The organism is Pontiella desulfatans, assembly GCF_900890425.1.
Taxonomy (GTDB): Bacteria; Verrucomicrobiota; Kiritimatiellia; order Kiritimatiellales; family Pontiellaceae; genus Pontiella; species Pontiella desulfatans.
Genome location: NZ_CAAHFG010000001.1, coordinates 935123 through 949945 on the forward strand (window position 1 = coordinate 935123; position 14823 = coordinate 949945).

The following is a 14823-nucleotide window of genomic DNA, read 5'->3' on the forward strand; positions in this document are numbered from 1 at the left end:
ATATGGCTGAAAACGACAAAGAATTGGAGTGGAAACCCAACGGCCAGCTGCTGGCGCAATGGCTGGTGGCAATTCCGCTTGTCGCCGCATTCTTCTATGGGGTGGTGGGGGAGGATAAGTTCCTGCTGCTGTCACCCTTGATGATTGCCGGGTATGTCTTGCTATCCGGCTGGTTGGTGTCGGTTGCTTTTTCAAAATGGAAAACCGCGGTTGCTCCACCATCGTTTTACCTCTGGCTGCTGTTTGTGGCCTTCGGTGTGGCCCTGGTGTTTAGTTGTCCCATTACCTATGAAGCCAAGCTGCGCATGTTGGTGGTTGGACTATGCATGGGCGTTTTTTATCTTTGCAGCAATTCCCTCGTTCTGTTCCGAGATAGCCGGACGGTGCTGGGCTGGTTGCTCGTCTTTACCTTGCTGGGGTGCTTCTATGGGCTGGTCAACTTTTTCAAGCAACCGGACATGGTGCTCTGGACCGAACGGTATTACGACTACACGGGGCGATTGGCCTCCACCTACATTTGCCCAAACCATTTTGCGCACCTGTTGCAGATGCTCCTGCCGTTCTGTTTTGTCCTGCTGTTCATTCCCCAGGCCGGACTGTTCCTGCGCATCCTTTCCGGCTACTGCATACTCGTTTTCGTTCCTACGATCACGCTGACCGAGTCGCGCGCCGGTATGCTCGGTTCCATTGCCGCCATCGGTGTCACGACCCTGTTGGTGGCATTGCGGAAAAACAAAAAACTGTTTTGGGCCCTGGTTGTCGTGGTTCCGCTTTCTGCAATCATTCTGCTAGTCGCGGCATGGAACTCTTCGGAAATGTTCAAACGGCGCATGGCACCCGTTGTCGATTTCCTGGTCGAGGCCAAAACCGAGGGGTTCGCGAATACGACGACCACGGATTTCCGCCCGCTCACGTGGCTGGACTCCATGGACATGGTGGCCGCCAAGCCGGTCGCCGGTTTCGGCCCGGGCAGCTACCGCTATGCCTTTCCCGAATTCCGCAAGCGGTGCGAAGCTGTGCGTATGGTAACGGGCCATCCGCACAATGAATATCTTGAACTGGCTGTCGAATATGGATGGGTTGGGTTCGGGCTGTTTGCCGTGGCCTGGTGCTGGGGATTGATTCGTATCCTGGTCTTTTCGCTCAAGACGCAGAACGAGCACCATGCCTTCATGGCGATGGCGTTCCTGGGAACCGCAGCGGGGACGATGCTGCACTCTTTCTTCGATTTCCAGATGCATGTGTTCCAGAATGCCCTGGTGTTCAGCTTGCTTGCCGGTATTGCCGTCGGGCCGATGTGCGGACGGCGGCAGGAGCAACTGGCCGCAAAGCCATCCATGGTTCGGCGGGTGGGGGCTGTTGCCCTTATGCTGGTCGCGATCACCGGCCTTGCAATTTCAGTTAAAACCCATGCATCGGCTTTCACGCGAGCGCTGGCCGACCGGGTGGCCGCGGCCGGCCGGGTGGAATCCGCCAAGTCGCTCTACGGAAATGCCATCAGGATGGATGCCATGAACTGGCGGGCGTACAAGAATCTGGGCAACCTGCATGCAAAGGATCGGCGCCTGATACTGGAGCGCGAGGTGAAGGTGGAGGTGGCCAAGGTGGAGCACGAGGTGCTGGCCGAGGGATACCTCCACAATCCCATGGATGCCGAGCTGGCGATGTTGCTGGGGCTGGTCACCTTGTTTCTTGGAGACCGGGAGCAGGGCCTGGAGCTGCTGAGGCAGGCGACGGTGCTACGACCTTTCAACGACAATGTCTGGTGGCGATATGGCGTCGAGCTGCGCAAGGCGGGCCAATATGAAAAAGCGCTCGGGATCTTCCAGACCGCCGCAACCATCAGGAACACCCAATCCATCCGAAAGAACATCCAGTGGCTGGAAAAGCAACTCAACCCGGTTGTTGAGGCGAAGGCCCCCGCCTCGGCGGATCCTTCGATGGATGTTAGGCCGGATCGGAAACGCGTTTCCTTGGACGAGCTGCACGACCTGCTGGATTCGCTCTAGCTTTTGGGGTAGTCGATGATGGTTTGGCGGTAGGCTTCGGGCATGCCGATGTCGAACCGCCGCCCTTTGACGGGGCAGCCCACAAAACCCTCCTCCTGCCGAAGCTTGTCGAGGCACGACGTGAGCTGGAACTCGCCCTTTTCGCGCATGTTCCGGCTAATGTTTTCTTCCAGCAGCTGGAAGATGCGCGGGGTGAGGATATACTGTCCGAAAATGGTCAGGAAGTGCCCCTCCTTCACGTTCTGTGTCGCGAGATGCTCCCGCGCATATTGCACGGGCGGTTTTTCCGCGAATTCGGTGATCGAGAGCATCTGCCCCCCTTCTTCCCAAACCCCTGTGGCGCAGCCGAAATGCTTCACGTCTTCTTCCGGGGTTTCCTGCAAGCCCACCACGCTGCGGCCGGTGCGTTCATAGAGGTCGATCAGCTGGTCGATGCAGGACGTGTCGGTGTCGGAGGCAAACAGGTGGTCGCCCAGCATCAGGATGAAGGGCTCGTGGCCAACCCATTCCTTCGCGCAATGCACCGCATGGCCAAAGCCTTCCTGCGACTCCTGCACCAGCAGCGTCACCTTGTTGCCGATATCCATGATGTGCTGCATGTAGTGCTGGTCTTCCTTCGAGAGCTTGTTGGCATGTTCGACCGGCAGGCGCTGGTGGAAGAAATCCTCGAACAGTTCGCGGTCGGCTTCCTGGATGATGATGCCGACTTCCTCGATCCCGGTGCTCAATACTTGCTCGACAATGGCCATGATGACCGGCTTGGTGCGCCCGTCGCGGTCGATGATCGGGAACATTTCCTTTTTCAGCGTCTTGGTTGCCGGGAATAGCTGGTTGCCGAAGCCGGCGGCGGGGATGACGGCTTTCCGCAGCGGATTGAGCGATTCAATGTCGAGTTTCATGCACGGCATCTTCAGGTCGCGCTCGATGATTTCGATGACCTTCTGCTGCGCCTCCTTGTCCTTCACGAGAAACTGCGCGGTGCCGTCGCCTTGCGAGCCAACGCCCTTTCCGCCCAGGATCAGCGGTTGGATCGGCTCGTAGGCCAGCAACCGGTGCAGCACGGGGGAGGTGAGTTGCGAGGGGCAGGCCGGTTGCAGGTGTTCGTCGAACTTGGCCTGGGCCTCGTTCATGAGTTGGCCCAGGGCGACGGCATCGCCATCGCGGATCGTTTCTGCGGCGCGCCGGTTGATGTCCCGGTTGATCGGCCCCAGGTAGTCCTGCACCTTGTTTTGGATGTCGTCTTCGGCGAAGGGATAGCAGCGGTTCAGTTTGGAGAGGATTTCAACCGTGTCCTTGTGGGCCTTGAGGTCGACGATGACATAGTGAAGCGTTTCGGGAACATTGAGTTCCTCCACATCCAGCCGGTCCCCGTCGAACGTCATCTTGACCGGTCGGTTGCCATAGGCGCATCCTTGGTCGAGCCGTCCGCAGCGGGAGGGGGTTGTGATCTCGCCGAGGTAGGCATATTCCATTTCCCCCCGCACGGTCATCTTCAGGTCGTAGATGCGGTTGAACGCGCGGGCCACCAGCACGCAGATGGCGGCGGAGGATGACAAACCCTTTTGCACCGGCAGGTCGGTCAGGTAGTTGTCGATCTCCAGGCCGCGCACGCGGTAGTGCGTCACGATCTGGTAGGCCACGCCGGCCGCATAGCTCATGAAGCCGCCCTTCATGGCTTCCTCCAGCAAGGCCTCGCGATCCATCGGCAACTCAAAGGGGCCCTTGCGGCGGCCATCCTCGAACGAGGCCTTGATGATCAGCTTGTCGGGGTGGGGCTTGACCTCGGCGTAGAGGCCCTGGTTGGTTCCGACGATCAGGGCATAGCCTTTCTCGATATCGGCGTTGATGCGGCGGTAGCCGCCGGCCCAATCCGAGTGCTCGCCAAACAGGCAGATTCTTCCTGGCACGAAAATCTTCATCTTTATCCCCTAATTGTTATCCCAATATTTATTGCATTTCCCCTTCGTCAGGGAAAGCCGAATTCCGAAACCGTTCCATCCTGCGGATTGCGTCCCGGTATGCGCTCGATCCGTGGAAGGCGCGGAAGTCTTCCGCCGGCATGTCGAACGGTCGGCCAGCCTGGCGCCGCTCCTCGATCTCTTCATAGGGTCGCTGCATCGAGAGCGGCTTTATGAAGCAGTCGCAGTCCGGATATTTGGCGAGCGCCGCCTGTTTTTCCGTCTCCGTCCACGGGGCGCCGACTAGTTGGACAAACAGGGGTTCGTTATCCTCGTCGGGCAAGTGCCCCTCCAGCTTATCGATTCGTTTGTCGTAGTTTTTCATGATCGTCCTCCGGGGTTTAGTTTTTCCATTTCCCTTTCGATCCGCGAAAGGCGCTGCTCGATCTCTTCCATCTCCCGCAGCTGGAGGGCATGCCTCAGGACATCCTTGCAGACCATCCGCCGGACACTATGGTTTTCCGAGTCCAGCAGTTCCTGCATGACCTGCACCGCCTTTGAACTTAGGGATTTTATATTGCACAACGCCTCGTTCATCGCCTGGTTCCTGCAACGATCGAGTTCGGCGGCGAACTCCGGCTGCTCCAGCCAGCGATACACCGTGGTTCGCCCGACCTCGGCCGCTTTGGCCGCCGCTTGAATATCCGGCGTCTTGACCAATTCAACCAGCAGGCGCTCCTGCCGGGGCGTCAGGTTTGTCTTTTTCGATTGTCCCGTCTCCATTTCGATTCCTTCGTTTGATTTTCCATTTTATGGTGCAGGCACGGATTCTGTTCCGTCTACAATCCAAGGAGAAAAATCAAACGGGAGCGGAAAGAATAGGGGGTCTACGTAGATTTTTATGGGAGCAATCCATAGCGCATGTGCCAACGGCACAACACAACTTAGCCTTGGACGTAGTCCAAGGGGGCTGGCGAAAGAGAAATATTTGCCCTGAATGGGCAACACAAAACGGCAGTTGTGCCCCTACAGGGCAGAAACAGGGGATGCCCCGAACCATAGGGCTTCGCCCCATGCTAAATTGTGTTGTGCCGTTGGCACATTTACCCCCACAAAATTCCACGAAGAACCAAGAATAGGGGCAAAAGAATGAAATTGTGTTCCGCTATGTTCTGTTGTGTTCCGACCAGGATTGCATTTCCCATCCTGAATAGCGGATAAATGGAAAAGGATTAAAAAATCAAATCGGGTTAAAGCTATGGGATTGTTGATAAAGGATGTTGAACTCGGCGGACTGGAAACCGATGTGCTGATCGAGGGCAACCGCTTCAAGCGCATCGGGCCCAACCTCGATGCCGACGGTGCGCGGGTTGTGGCCGGGCGGGGGAAGGCGATCGTGCCGACCTTCGTCAACATGCATACGCATGCTTCCATGGCGCTGTTGCGCGGCTACGCCGACGATCTCGAGCTGCACGACTGGCTCACCAACTATATCTGGCCGCTCGAAGCAAAGATGGGCGAGGAGGATATTTATACCGGTGCACGCCTGGCCTGCCTGGAAATGATCAAGTCGGGAACAACCTGTTTCAACGACATGTATTGGCATTACCACGGTGTCGCCCGCGCCGTGGAGGAAATGGGCATGCGTGCCATGCTCTCCTCGGTGTTCATCGATTTCAACGATGAAGCCCGCGCGGCAACCGAGCGGGAGCAGGCCGCGAAGCTGTTCGAGCAGCAGGGGCGCTACTCCGACCGCATTGGGTTCACCCTGGGACCACATGCCATCTACACCGTTTCGGAAGAGTCGCTTCGTTGGGTGAAGTCGTTCGCCGATGAGCATGGGCTGCTGATCCATATCCATGTTTCGGAAACGGAAAAGGAGGTGGTGGACTGCCGCGCCCTGCATGGCCTGCGGCCCGTGCAATGGCTCGAAAAGATCGGGTTGCTCGGAGCCAACGTGGTTGCCGCGCATGTCATTCACGTCGATGACGAAGAGATCGGCATCCTTGCCCGTAACCAGGTGAAGGTGGTGCACAACCCGGCTTCCAACATGAAGCTGGCTTCCGGCCGCTTTCCCTATGCCCGTCTGCGCGATGCCGGAGTGCATGTTTCCCTCGGTACCGATGGATGCTCTTCGAACAACAACCTGTGCATGCTGGAGGAGATGAAGTTTGCCGCCCTCAATGCCAAGCTGGTCCACAACGATCCCACCGTGCTTCCCGCCGCGGAAGCGTTCGACATGGCCACCACCAGGGGGGCGGAGGCCCTCGGTTTGGACTGCGGCCGGATTGCCGAAGGGTTGCTGGCCGACTGCATGCTCGTTGACCTGGACAATCCACGGCTGGTCCCCGGTTATCAACTCATCGACGACCTCGTCTACAGCGCCGATTCCTCCTGCATCGACACCGTGATTTGCGACGGGGAAATCCTGATGGAGAACGGGCGTGTCGAGGGGGAGGAAGAAATCGTTGCAGACGCTAAGGCCTATGTGTCGCGCTTCCAATCGCAGTGATTACATGCGCAATGAACCGAAGATTTGCTCCCGGAATTATCACACCTTGTGAGGTGTGATAATGGATGGCCCTCTTCTCGCGGCCTTCAATGGTGAAAAACGCTTGATCATTCGTTTGCAAAAAACAGATACTCCGTAGCATGGAAAACAATGGCATCATTAGAAGCAGGGCATATTCCCGGGCTGGTTTTATCGGCAATCCATCGGATGGCTACAACGGGAAGACCATTTCCTTCACCTTCGACAATTTCTATGCCGAGACGGTGATGTATGAGGCTCCCTACATCGAGCTGCTGCCCAACCGGCGCGACCGCTCCATCTACCGAACCTTGGACGATCTCGAGCAAAACGTCCGGGAGTGCGGATACTATGGCGGCATCCGTTTGCTTCAGGCCTCGCTCAAGCGGTTCCATGAATATTGCAGGAGCAAGGGCATCGATGTGTCTGGCAAAGGTTTTGCCATGCGCTATTTCTCGAACATTCCGCATCATGTCGGCATGGCGGGATCGAGCGCCATCATCACGGCGTGTTTCCGCGGGCTTATGCAGTTTTACGGAGTGGATATCCCCAAACCTGAAATGGCCAATATCATTCTTTCGGTCGAAACGGATGAACTCGGCATCGGCGCAGGCTTGCAGGACCGGGTTGCGCAGGTCTACCAGGGCCTGACCTATATGGATTTCGACAAAGCTGCAATGAAAGCCCAGGGTTTCGGGAACTATGAGCCACTCGACCCTTCCTTGCTTCCCAATATATACATCGCCTACAAGCGCGAACTGAGCGAAGGCTCCGAGGTGTTCCACAACGACATCCGCGCAAGGTATAACATGGGTGACCAGCAGGTGGTCGATGCCATGGAAACATGGGCAGGATTGGCGGATCAAGTGCGCGATGCCCTGCTATCGGGCAACTCCGGTGTCGTTGGGGAATTGCTCAATGCCAATTTCGATCTCCGCCGCAGGATATACAACATTCACCCAGACAATATTGCCATGGTCGAAGCGGCCCGTTCGGTCGGGGCGAGCGCAAAATTTACGGGATCGGGCGGGGCGATTGTCGGCACCTATGCCGACGACGCCATGTTTGATCAATTGAAAAGCGTGCTGGAACCACTCCGCATCTCCATCCTCAAACCCAACATTGTCTAACGAAGCTGTGTCACCTAAAAATCACAAAGGCCACGGAACAATGCTACATTCTGAATTCCTAAATCTTCATTGAAAGGACAACCATGATTCGTAAAGCCGTCATACCTGCCGCCGGATTCGGCACCCGCTTCCTGCCCCTCACCAAGGCGCAACCCAAGGAGATGCTGCCCATCGTCGATACACCAACCATCCAGCTGGTGGTGGAGGAGGCCGTCGAGTCGGGCATCACCGACATCCTCATGGTCATCGGAAAATCCAAGCGTGCGATCGAGGAGCATTTCGACCGCAACTTCGAACTGGAGCACGAGCTGGCCGAAAAGGGAAAGAACGATCTGCTCGACCAAGTCCGGCAGGTGTCGAGCATGGCCAATATTCACTTTGTCTGGCAAAAGGAACTCAATGGTCTCGGCGACGCGGTATCCTATGCGCGGAACCACGTCGGCAACGAACCGTTTGCGTTGTTGCTGGGCGACACCATACTCGAATCCTATTCGGGTGTGCCCGTGACCCGACAGCTGATGGATGTGGCTGTAAAACACCAGGGTTCGGTGGTTGCCTTGGAAGAGGTGCCGGTGGAAAAGGTCAACCGATACGGTATTCTGGATGGAACCGAAATGGACGACGGCGTCTTCCGGGTGAACGATTTCATCGAAAAACCCCATCCATCCGAAGCCCCCTCAAATCTGGCATTTGCCGGGCGCTATGTCTTCATGCCCGACATATTCGATTTCCTAATGCAGACGGGGCGCGGCAAGCATAACGAAATCCAATTGACCGATGCCATGCGTACCATGGCGCAGAGCCGTCCCATGTTCGGGACTCGGATCGAGGGCAAGCGCCACGACATCGGCAACAAGCTGGATTTCATCAAGACCAACATTCGATATGCGCTCAAGCATCCCGACATGAAGGACGAGCTGGCGGAATTCCTGGACGATTTGGTCAAAAAAAGGTTCCAATGATTGGAATTCCGGGAGGAGTGGATATTCCAACCATTGGAACCGGGGAGATGATCGGTTAATAGAGGGCAACAACGATCATTAGGCCGATCATGGCGATTCCTGTAAGTGCCATCGACACTTCAACTGCTACTATGGACCATACTTTCATTGCTACCTCATCTACGTTACCTCGGATATATAGCAATGTTTGGGCCAGTTCTGTTGAAGGATGGTTTTCCCTTTAAAAACGCCCTTATTTTCCGCAAGCCGGGCTTCAGGGCGGAATCCCGTGCTCCATAATTGAGAATATTTCAACCGATCACCGCGCAATTCCAAGAATGAGGACGGGCGTACCAAACAGTCAGAAATTTGTTGCGGATGAAAGGGCGCGGATGCCTTGTCGATATGCTGTCCTGCGTTTACAAACGCTATGATCATACTTGCATAAGTATGAAATGCCGATTTGGTCAATAATAGATGCGGATGGTTGGATATCTTACTTGCATAAGTGTGATCTTCCAATGTTTCTTTCATGAACCCTTCCTGTTGATGCTTGCGGGCTAACGGGGAATCACCTCCCGGTTATGAAGGAATTATCTTAAATTGGATTGAAACCCCTTGAAAGCCGCCTAAACTGCCGTCCAACAACGAAGGAGTTGTGTATGAGTCCGAAATCGTTCCGCAAGGATCAGCGTCCATATTCGTCTGTTGTTGTTGATGGAGTCGAACGAGCCCCGAGCCGAGCCATGCTGCGCGCGGTTGGTTTCAGCGATTCCGACTTCAGGAAACCGCAAATAGGCATCGCTTCCACTTGGAGCATGGTTACCCCGTGCAACATGCATATTGATCGGCTGGCCAAGGAGGCCGAAAAGGGCGTCGAGGTCTCCAGTGGGAAGGGGGTTCTGTTTAATACCATTTCAATTTCAGATGGTATTTCAATGGGCACCGAAGGCATGAAATATTCGCTTGTTTCGCGAGAGGTGATTGCCGATTCGATTGAAGCGGTGGTTGCTTGCGAAGGATTCGACGGAGTCGTTGCTTTTGGAGGGTGCGATAAAAACATGCCGGGGTGTCTGATGGCCTTGGCCCGGTTGAATCGTCCGTCGGTGTTTGTTTATGGGGGCAGCATCAAACCCGGGTGCTACTGCGGGAAGGATGTCGATATTGTCTCTGTATTCGAGGCGGTCGGCCAGCATGCCAAGGGGGAGATCAGTTCCCGCGAGCTGTCGGAAATCGAGCGGGCGGCCATTCCCGGGGAGGGTGCCTGCGGAGGCATGTACACGGCCAATACGATGGCCTCGGCCATTGAGGCGATGGGGATGAGTTTGCCGAACAGCTCTTCACGAATGGCGGCGGAGAACGAGAAGATGCAGGAGGCCCACGCCGCCGGGCGCGCGGTCATGCAGCTGATCGAGAAAGGAATCAAGCCATCCGACATCATGACGCGCCAGTCGTTCCTCAATGCCATTGCGGTTGTGATGGCGTTGGGGGGATCCACCAATGCAGTGCTCCACCTGTTGGCCATGGCCAAAACGGCGGGCGTCAGGCTCAACCTATCCGATTTCACTGCGGTAGGTAAAAAAGTGCCCGTTGTTGCTGATTTAAAGCCAAGCGGTAGATATTCCATGGCGGATCTTGCCGCGATAGGAGGCGTTGCCCCGCTGATGGCCCGTTTGATGAAGGAGGGATTGATCGACGGGGACTGCATGACGGTAACAGGCAAGACCCTTAAGCAAAACCTTGTACATGTTAAGCCCTACCCCCGGAAGCAGGATATCATCCGTCCATTCAGTCGCCCCATCAAGAAGGAGGGACATCTGGTGGTGCTCAAGGGAAACCTTGCTCCCGGTGGGGCGGTCGCCAAGATATCCGGTAAGGAAGGACTCTCTTTTTCCGGGAAGGCCATTGTCTTCAATTCCGAGGAACAGGCGCTCGGGAAGATTCTTGATGGAACCGTCAAGCAAGGCCACGTGGTGGTGATTCGCCACGAGGGCCCCCAGGGCGGGCCCGGCATGCGTGAAATGCTTGCGCCAACATCGGCCATCATGGGCCGGGGATTGGGGCAGGATGTTGCGCTGATCACCGATGGCCGGTTCTCCGGCGGCAGCCACGGCTTCGTGATTGGCCACATTACTCCGGAAGCTTACGTTGGCGGACCGTTGGCCATTGTCAGGAATGGCGATCCGATCTTGATCGATGCCAGGAGACGATCCATCGAATTGGGGGTGCCGAAGGCCGAAATCACTCGCCGGTTGTCCTCATGGAAAGCCCCTCGCCCCAAGGTGAAGACGGGCGCACTGGCAAAATATGCCAAGCTCGTGGGACCGGCTTCCGAGGGGGCCGTGACTTGCTAACATCAAAGCTTTGGAACTTATTCGCTTTTTTCCTGGAGGGGCATCGCCTACCGTAGTCGATGGAGATTGACTATGAAGATTGAAGTTTTTGCCCTTTGCGATGCCGCCACCGACAACCACGGTAAATTGAATATCCTTGGTACATTCGACCAGATCTATTCCGCCAAGGTGCCGGTTGTCCATCCCGCCTGCGCCATCGCAATGCGCCTTCGGTTCGACAAGATGGAGGAGGGCGTCCATAAGGTGAACCTTCAGCTAGTCAATCCCGACGGCATTCCGGTGTTCCAGCCCATGGAGGGCGAGGTGCATCCTCGCATGGGCGCCGATGTTGGCTCGGTTGCCGTCAACCTGATCCTCAACTTCCAACACGTCAAGTTTGATGAATATGCGGACTACCAGATCAACCTCGCCATCGACGACGTTGCCCTGGCCGCCCTCCCGCTGCGTGTTCGCCAAATGCCCTCTCCCCGCCCCGCCTAGGATTGAACCTCCGTTTCTGCTTGAAAAGGGATGGACGCAGGGTGGCTTTATCATACTTGCATAAGTAGGAAATCCTATATTGTTCATGCATACATTCATGAAACTAAGTTTCTTACTTATGCAAGTATGATGTTCCGGCTTCTGAAAATGCGTCTTTGACGCGGGTGCACAACGATCGGTAATCCGGAGTTATCCCTGATTTAGTCGCTTGCGGCAGGCAAGCAGCACCTTGAAATTTGCGCGCCTTTGCGGTGGACGGTGTTTCGCCCGGATGTCGGGCGTCGAAGGATTTCACCCGGAGCCCGACGATTCCTGCCTCGAAATCTTTTGATGCAATATTATTTCCGACCTGTCGTTTAACATCCATCAAACGCAACCCCAGGAGGTAAGGCATGGACACGAACACATGGAAGCTGGCCGGATTGGCCTTGGCAGTAATTGGATCCTTCACGATCGCGGAAGCCGCTTCGGGTGAAGGTAAGGGAAAAAAAGGCGGGGGGCAGCGCCCCAGCCGCGAAGAAATGCTCGAAAAATACGATGCCGATGGCGACGGGAAGCTGAGCGAGGACGAACTCAAGAAGCTCAAGGAAGAGCGCGGCTCGGCAGGTGCGGGGCAGGGACAGCGGCCTTCCCGGGAAGAAATCATCAAGAAGTTCGATGCCGATGGCGATGGCGAGTTGAATGAAGAAGAACGCGCTGCCATGCGTGAGGAAATGGAAAAACGCGGTGGACGTGGTGGTGAGAGACCGTCCCGTGAAGAAATCATGACTAAATACGATAAGGATGGCGACGGCCAGTTGAGCGAGGAAGAACGTTCCGCGCTCCGTGAGGAAATGGGTGGCCGTGGCGGACCTGGCAAGGGTGTGGATCGCGAGGAAATGCTCAAGAAATTCGACGCCGATGGCGATGGCGAGTTGAGTGAAGAAGAGCGCGCCGCTGCCCGCGAGGCCTTCCAGAAAAAGAAAGGGCAGGGCAAGGGAGCCAAATAGAATCTACGAGACATCCAGGGATGTCCGGCGGCGCATGGGTAATCTTCCCCACCTATGCGCCGTTTTTTTTGTGTGGTTTTACTGCTGGTCGATGAGGGAATCGAAATAGGCGTCGAGCCGTTGGGTGCCGCTGGATTTGATGGCGTTTTCGAGTGTTCGGAAGGAGCGAATGCGCGCCTGTTCCAACGTTTTGTGTGCCTCGCGCCCCTTGTCGCCGACCGAAACGAGGACATCGCCGTCGTCATCCTTAATCTGAAGGGCCAGCTCATAGCGGACAAAGACCAGGCCTTGGTTGCGTTCGCCCGTATCCTTGACGGAGACGCTTCCTGAAAAATCGAGCACGAAGGAGTTTCCAACGACGAAGCCGTATTGGGTGATGAATTCTTCAAGCGTGCCTTCCATGCGTTTGTCTTCATCGCCGCTGAGATTGATCCGTACCTTGATTCGTTTGGCGGTATCGGCCAGGGCCTTGCGTAGGTTGTTTGCGGAATAGCTGGGCGTGGAGTCGGCCACGGATGGGGGGTGGATCACCTTGAGCTGCCGCAAAAGGTAGGATGCTTCGTTGGCATGGGTATTGGCTGCGCGCAACGTGGCATATTTTTTCAAAACCTTATCGGTGTTTTCTGCGCTGGCCAGCAGGAAGTTGACACGCGAGGTTTGCTCTTCGATCTTGTCGCGGTAGATGGCGGCCGTGTCGCGGCGGTTGAGGTAGGCAACGGCATGGTAGCGCCCTTTGCTGTCTTTCCATGCCTCGGCATGCTGGATGTTGAACAGCGTTTGGGCGGAGAGGATGTTGACGTCGGAGGTGAAATCGGTGGTGCGTATAAGGGACTTCGCGGTTTCCGTTGTTTGATCGACCAGCCTTTCATCCGACTCGATATGCGCTTCGAAAATGCGCGATAGGTTTGCGGCGGCTGCATTTTCCGCGGTACGGCGGGTATCGCCTTCGCCAACCGCAACGAGGAATTGGTTTTCGGGGTAGACGGTCTTGGGGTTCTCCACCCATTTCGGGGTGCCGCCGGTGAAGGTTTTGCATCCGGCCAGCAGCATGAGAACCATGGATAGGCACAGATGCACCCGGGGGTGTTTGCTTGAATCCGATTGGCGTGGGTTTGCTTTCATTGGAGGTTCCTAGTTTAGGTATGAGGATTCAACCAGGTTGAGTTTGCCGGCTTCCACATGAACGCCGGGCCGGTTATCGGAGTGGAGCAGGGCGCCGTTGGCGGAATAGTAGTTGACCTTGATGTCGTAGATGCCTTCGTCGAGGTGGATTTCGCGAATGGCAGACTCGGCCGGAAAAAAGCGCGACATGCGCAGGTCGGCGTTTTCGGTTTGGCTAACCACCACTGTCGTTGCCAGTCGGGTGAGGAAGGCCATGCCTCCATCCATGCTCTTTGTCATGTGGTCGGTGGCTTGCTGGGCGGCAAGGCCTTTCACCACCGCACGGGTCACGGTTTTCAGATAGATCAGTGGTTTCTTGATGCTGAAGGTTTCGAGGGCCACGTTTGCGAGGCTGTCGAGTTGCTGCAGGTTTTCGGTTGGTCCGTTGGAAATCTCCACCTCCATGCGGCCGACCTTCGAGGGGCGCTTGTGCATGTGGGGGAGTTGGAATTTGAAATTGTAGCCCGGTTCCACGCCAGGCCATGGAAGAATGCTGAGTCCGGAAAGGTTTTGCTTCCCGAGATAGTTCTCGGATGTGCCGGCAAGGATGATCACGTTTTCTTCCGTGTATACGCTGAACGTGCTGGCTTTCTTGTCGGGCGCAAGGCCGCTGAAGGCAATCACATTAAGACGGGCCTTGGGAGTGAAAACCCGGTCGGTCGAGCGGGAGAAGTCGGGCTTGTCGAAGGTGTAGATGTCGGGTTGCAGCTTCCAGCCCTTATCGATTTTCTCCAGGTCGATCCGGACATCGTCCCACTTGAGTTCGTTGCGGTAGAGCAGCATGCTGAGATAGCGGCCAAGGGCGGATTCCTGGAAGTGGCTTTTGCCCGGTTTGAACTCCTCGTGGGCCTCCTCGGCTTCGCTAAGTTTCCTTGCCATCTTCGCATGCTTGTCTTCGAGCTGCAGAAGCTTGTTGTTGATGCGCCGGACTTCCACGAAGGCTTCGTCGTTGCGGCCAAGCGCCAGATAGTTGAGCGCCTTGAAGGCATTCACGTAGATGTCTTCGTAGTCCTCACCCCCATAGGCCTGCGCGTTGTCGTTTAGGATGAGCGTGGAGGCTTTCCGGGTCAGGCTCTTGGTGAAGTTGTCGTCGATGGCGCGTTCGGCCTGCTCCAGGAACTCGTTGCTTTTTTCATACTCCTTGTTCCAGTGGTAGAGCATCCCGATGTCGAGATAGTAGACCACCCGGTCCTTGGCGCTGTAGGAGGTTTCCTTGGCGTTCTCGATCTGCGAGATCGCGGCGGGATAGTCCGCTTTCGCCAGCATCGAATCCATTCCCGCATAGTGCGATTTGCTGGTACGCATGTTTGCGCACCCGGACAGCAGGAGTA

14 protein-coding genes are annotated in these 14823 nt (G+C 56.1%); 7 read left to right on the top strand and 7 right to left on the bottom strand.

Annotation, left to right across the window (positions count from 1 at the left end; translation table 11 throughout):
* Positions 1–2 precede the first annotated feature (2 nt).
* Positions 3–2009 (top strand): O-antigen ligase family protein, encoded by a 2007-nt coding sequence (locus tag E9954_RS03605; RefSeq protein WP_136077870.1) that lies wholly within the window; start codon positions 3–5, stop codon positions 2007–2009.
* Here the strand turns inward: E9954_RS03605 and E9954_RS03610 are convergent.
* The 3 genes from E9954_RS03610 to E9954_RS03620 are packed head-to-tail and all read right to left on the bottom strand — an operon-like array spanning position 2006 to position 4690.
* A complete protein-coding gene (locus E9954_RS03610; RefSeq protein ID WP_136077871.1) occupies positions 2006–3928 on the bottom strand; it encodes a sugar phosphate nucleotidyltransferase in 1923 nt (640 codons plus the stop codon). The two genes, E9954_RS03605 and E9954_RS03610, sit on opposite strands and share 4 nt — an antisense overlap.
* A 28-nt stretch (positions 3929–3956) precedes the next feature.
* A complete protein-coding gene (locus E9954_RS03615; protein WP_136077872.1) occupies positions 3957–4292 on the bottom strand; it encodes a hypothetical protein in 336 nt (111 codons plus the stop codon).
* On the bottom strand, positions 4289–4690 hold the full coding sequence (locus tag E9954_RS03620) for a hypothetical protein (protein ID WP_136077873.1): 402 nt from the start codon (positions 4688–4690) through the stop codon (positions 4289–4291). The genes E9954_RS03615 and E9954_RS03620 overlap by 4 nt, the downstream gene beginning before the upstream one ends.
* Before the next feature lie 475 nt (positions 4691–5165).
* Between E9954_RS03620 and E9954_RS03625 the strand changes: the two genes are divergently transcribed.
* The 3 genes from E9954_RS03625 (at position 5166) to galU (ending at position 8529) form a co-directional block, all read left to right on the top strand.
* Positions 5166–6419: an amidohydrolase gene (locus tag E9954_RS03625; RefSeq protein WP_136077874.1), complete on the top strand. Its 1254-nt coding sequence runs from the start codon at positions 5166–5168 to the stop codon at positions 6417–6419.
* A 140-nt stretch (positions 6420–6559) separates the two neighbouring features.
* Positions 6560–7567: a mevalonate kinase family protein gene (locus tag E9954_RS03630; RefSeq protein ID WP_136077875.1), complete on the top strand. Its 1008-nt coding sequence runs from the start codon at positions 6560–6562 to the stop codon at positions 7565–7567.
* 83 nt (positions 7568–7650) lie between these two features.
* Positions 7651–8529: a UTP--glucose-1-phosphate uridylyltransferase GalU gene (gene galU, locus E9954_RS03635; protein WP_136077876.1), complete on the top strand. Its 879-nt coding sequence runs from the start codon at positions 7651–7653 to the stop codon at positions 8527–8529.
* 159 nt (positions 8530–8688) lie between these two features.
* Here galU and E9954_RS03640 read toward each other — a convergent pair whose 3' ends face one another.
* The gene (locus E9954_RS03640) at positions 8689–9042 is read right to left on the bottom strand and encodes a hypothetical protein (RefSeq protein ID WP_136077877.1); all 354 of its coding nucleotides are present in this window, start codon (positions 9040–9042) and stop codon (positions 8689–8691) included.
* Between the two features lie 128 nt (positions 9043–9170).
* On the opposite strand from E9954_RS03640, the gene ilvD reads away from it, so the two are divergent.
* Together ilvD and E9954_RS03650 are read left to right on the top strand one after the other, a co-directional pair.
* The gene (gene ilvD / locus E9954_RS03645) at positions 9171–10862 is read left to right on the top strand and encodes a dihydroxy-acid dehydratase (protein ID WP_136077878.1); all 1692 of its coding nucleotides are present in this window, start codon (positions 9171–9173) and stop codon (positions 10860–10862) included.
* A gap of 72 nt (positions 10863–10934) precedes the next feature.
* Positions 10935–11342, top strand: a complete 408-nt coding sequence (locus E9954_RS03650) for a DUF6941 family protein (RefSeq protein WP_136077879.1) — start codon at positions 10935–10937, stop codon at positions 11340–11342.
* 112 nt (positions 11343–11454) lie between these two features.
* Here the strand turns inward: E9954_RS03650 and E9954_RS03655 are convergent, their stop codons facing one another.
* Positions 11455–11709 (bottom strand): hypothetical protein, encoded by a 255-nt coding sequence (locus E9954_RS03655; RefSeq protein ID WP_136077880.1) that lies wholly within the window; start codon positions 11707–11709, stop codon positions 11455–11457.
* A 25-nt stretch (positions 11710–11734) separates the two neighbouring features.
* On the opposite strand from E9954_RS03655, the gene E9954_RS03660 reads away from it, so the two are divergent.
* Positions 11735–12331 carry an EF-hand domain-containing protein gene (locus tag E9954_RS03660; RefSeq protein WP_136077881.1) on the top strand — a complete coding sequence of 199 codons (597 nt, stop codon included), beginning with the start codon at positions 11735–11737 and terminating at the stop codon, positions 12329–12331.
* A 78-nt stretch (positions 12332–12409) separates the two neighbouring features.
* Here E9954_RS03660 and E9954_RS03665 read toward each other — a convergent pair whose 3' ends face one another.
* Positions 12410–13453, bottom strand: coding sequence for an LPP20 family lipoprotein (locus E9954_RS03665; RefSeq protein ID WP_136077882.1), 1044 nt, complete (start codon positions 13451–13453; stop codon positions 12410–12412).
* 9 nt (positions 13454–13462) lie between these two features.
* A complete protein-coding gene (locus tag E9954_RS03670; protein WP_136077883.1) occupies positions 13463–14797 on the bottom strand; it encodes a hypothetical protein in 1335 nt (444 codons plus the stop codon).
* Positions 14798–14823: the final 26 nt, after the last annotated feature.

Bases quoted from the DNA above. Each gene is read 5' to 3' on its own strand.
- E9954_RS03605 (WP_136077870.1), top strand. From the start codon at position 3: ATGGCTGAAAACGACAAAGAATTGGAGTGGAAACCCAACGGCCAGCTG.
- E9954_RS03610 (WP_136077871.1), bottom strand. From the start codon at position 3,928: ATGAAGATTTTCGTGCCAGGAAGAATCTGCCTGTTTGGCGAGCACTCG.
- E9954_RS03615 (WP_136077872.1), bottom strand. From the start codon at position 4,292: ATGAAAAACTACGACAAACGAATCGATAAGCTGGAGGGGCACTTGCCC.
- E9954_RS03620 (WP_136077873.1), bottom strand. From the start codon at position 4,690: ATGGAGACGGGACAATCGAAAAAGACAAACCTGACGCCCCGGCAGGAG.
- E9954_RS03625 (WP_136077874.1), top strand. From the start codon at position 5,166: ATGGGATTGTTGATAAAGGATGTTGAACTCGGCGGACTGGAAACCGAT.
- E9954_RS03630 (WP_136077875.1), top strand. From the start codon at position 6,560: ATGGAAAACAATGGCATCATTAGAAGCAGGGCATATTCCCGGGCTGGT.
- galU (WP_136077876.1), top strand. From the start codon at position 7,651: ATGATTCGTAAAGCCGTCATACCTGCCGCCGGATTCGGCACCCGCTTC.
- E9954_RS03640 (WP_136077877.1), bottom strand. From the start codon at position 9,042: ATGAAAGAAACATTGGAAGATCACACTTATGCAAGTAAGATATCCAAC.
- ilvD (WP_136077878.1), top strand. From the start codon at position 9,171: ATGAGTCCGAAATCGTTCCGCAAGGATCAGCGTCCATATTCGTCTGTT.
- E9954_RS03650 (WP_136077879.1), top strand. From the start codon at position 10,935: ATGAAGATTGAAGTTTTTGCCCTTTGCGATGCCGCCACCGACAACCAC.
- E9954_RS03655 (WP_136077880.1), bottom strand. From the start codon at position 11,709: ATGGATGTTAAACGACAGGTCGGAAATAATATTGCATCAAAAGATTTC.
- E9954_RS03660 (WP_136077881.1), top strand. From the start codon at position 11,735: ATGGACACGAACACATGGAAGCTGGCCGGATTGGCCTTGGCAGTAATT.
- E9954_RS03665 (WP_136077882.1), bottom strand. From the start codon at position 13,453: ATGAAAGCAAACCCACGCCAATCGGATTCAAGCAAACACCCCCGGGTG.
- E9954_RS03670 (WP_136077883.1), bottom strand. From the start codon at position 14,797: ATGCGTACCAGCAAATCGCACTATGCGGGAATGGATTCGATGCTGGCG.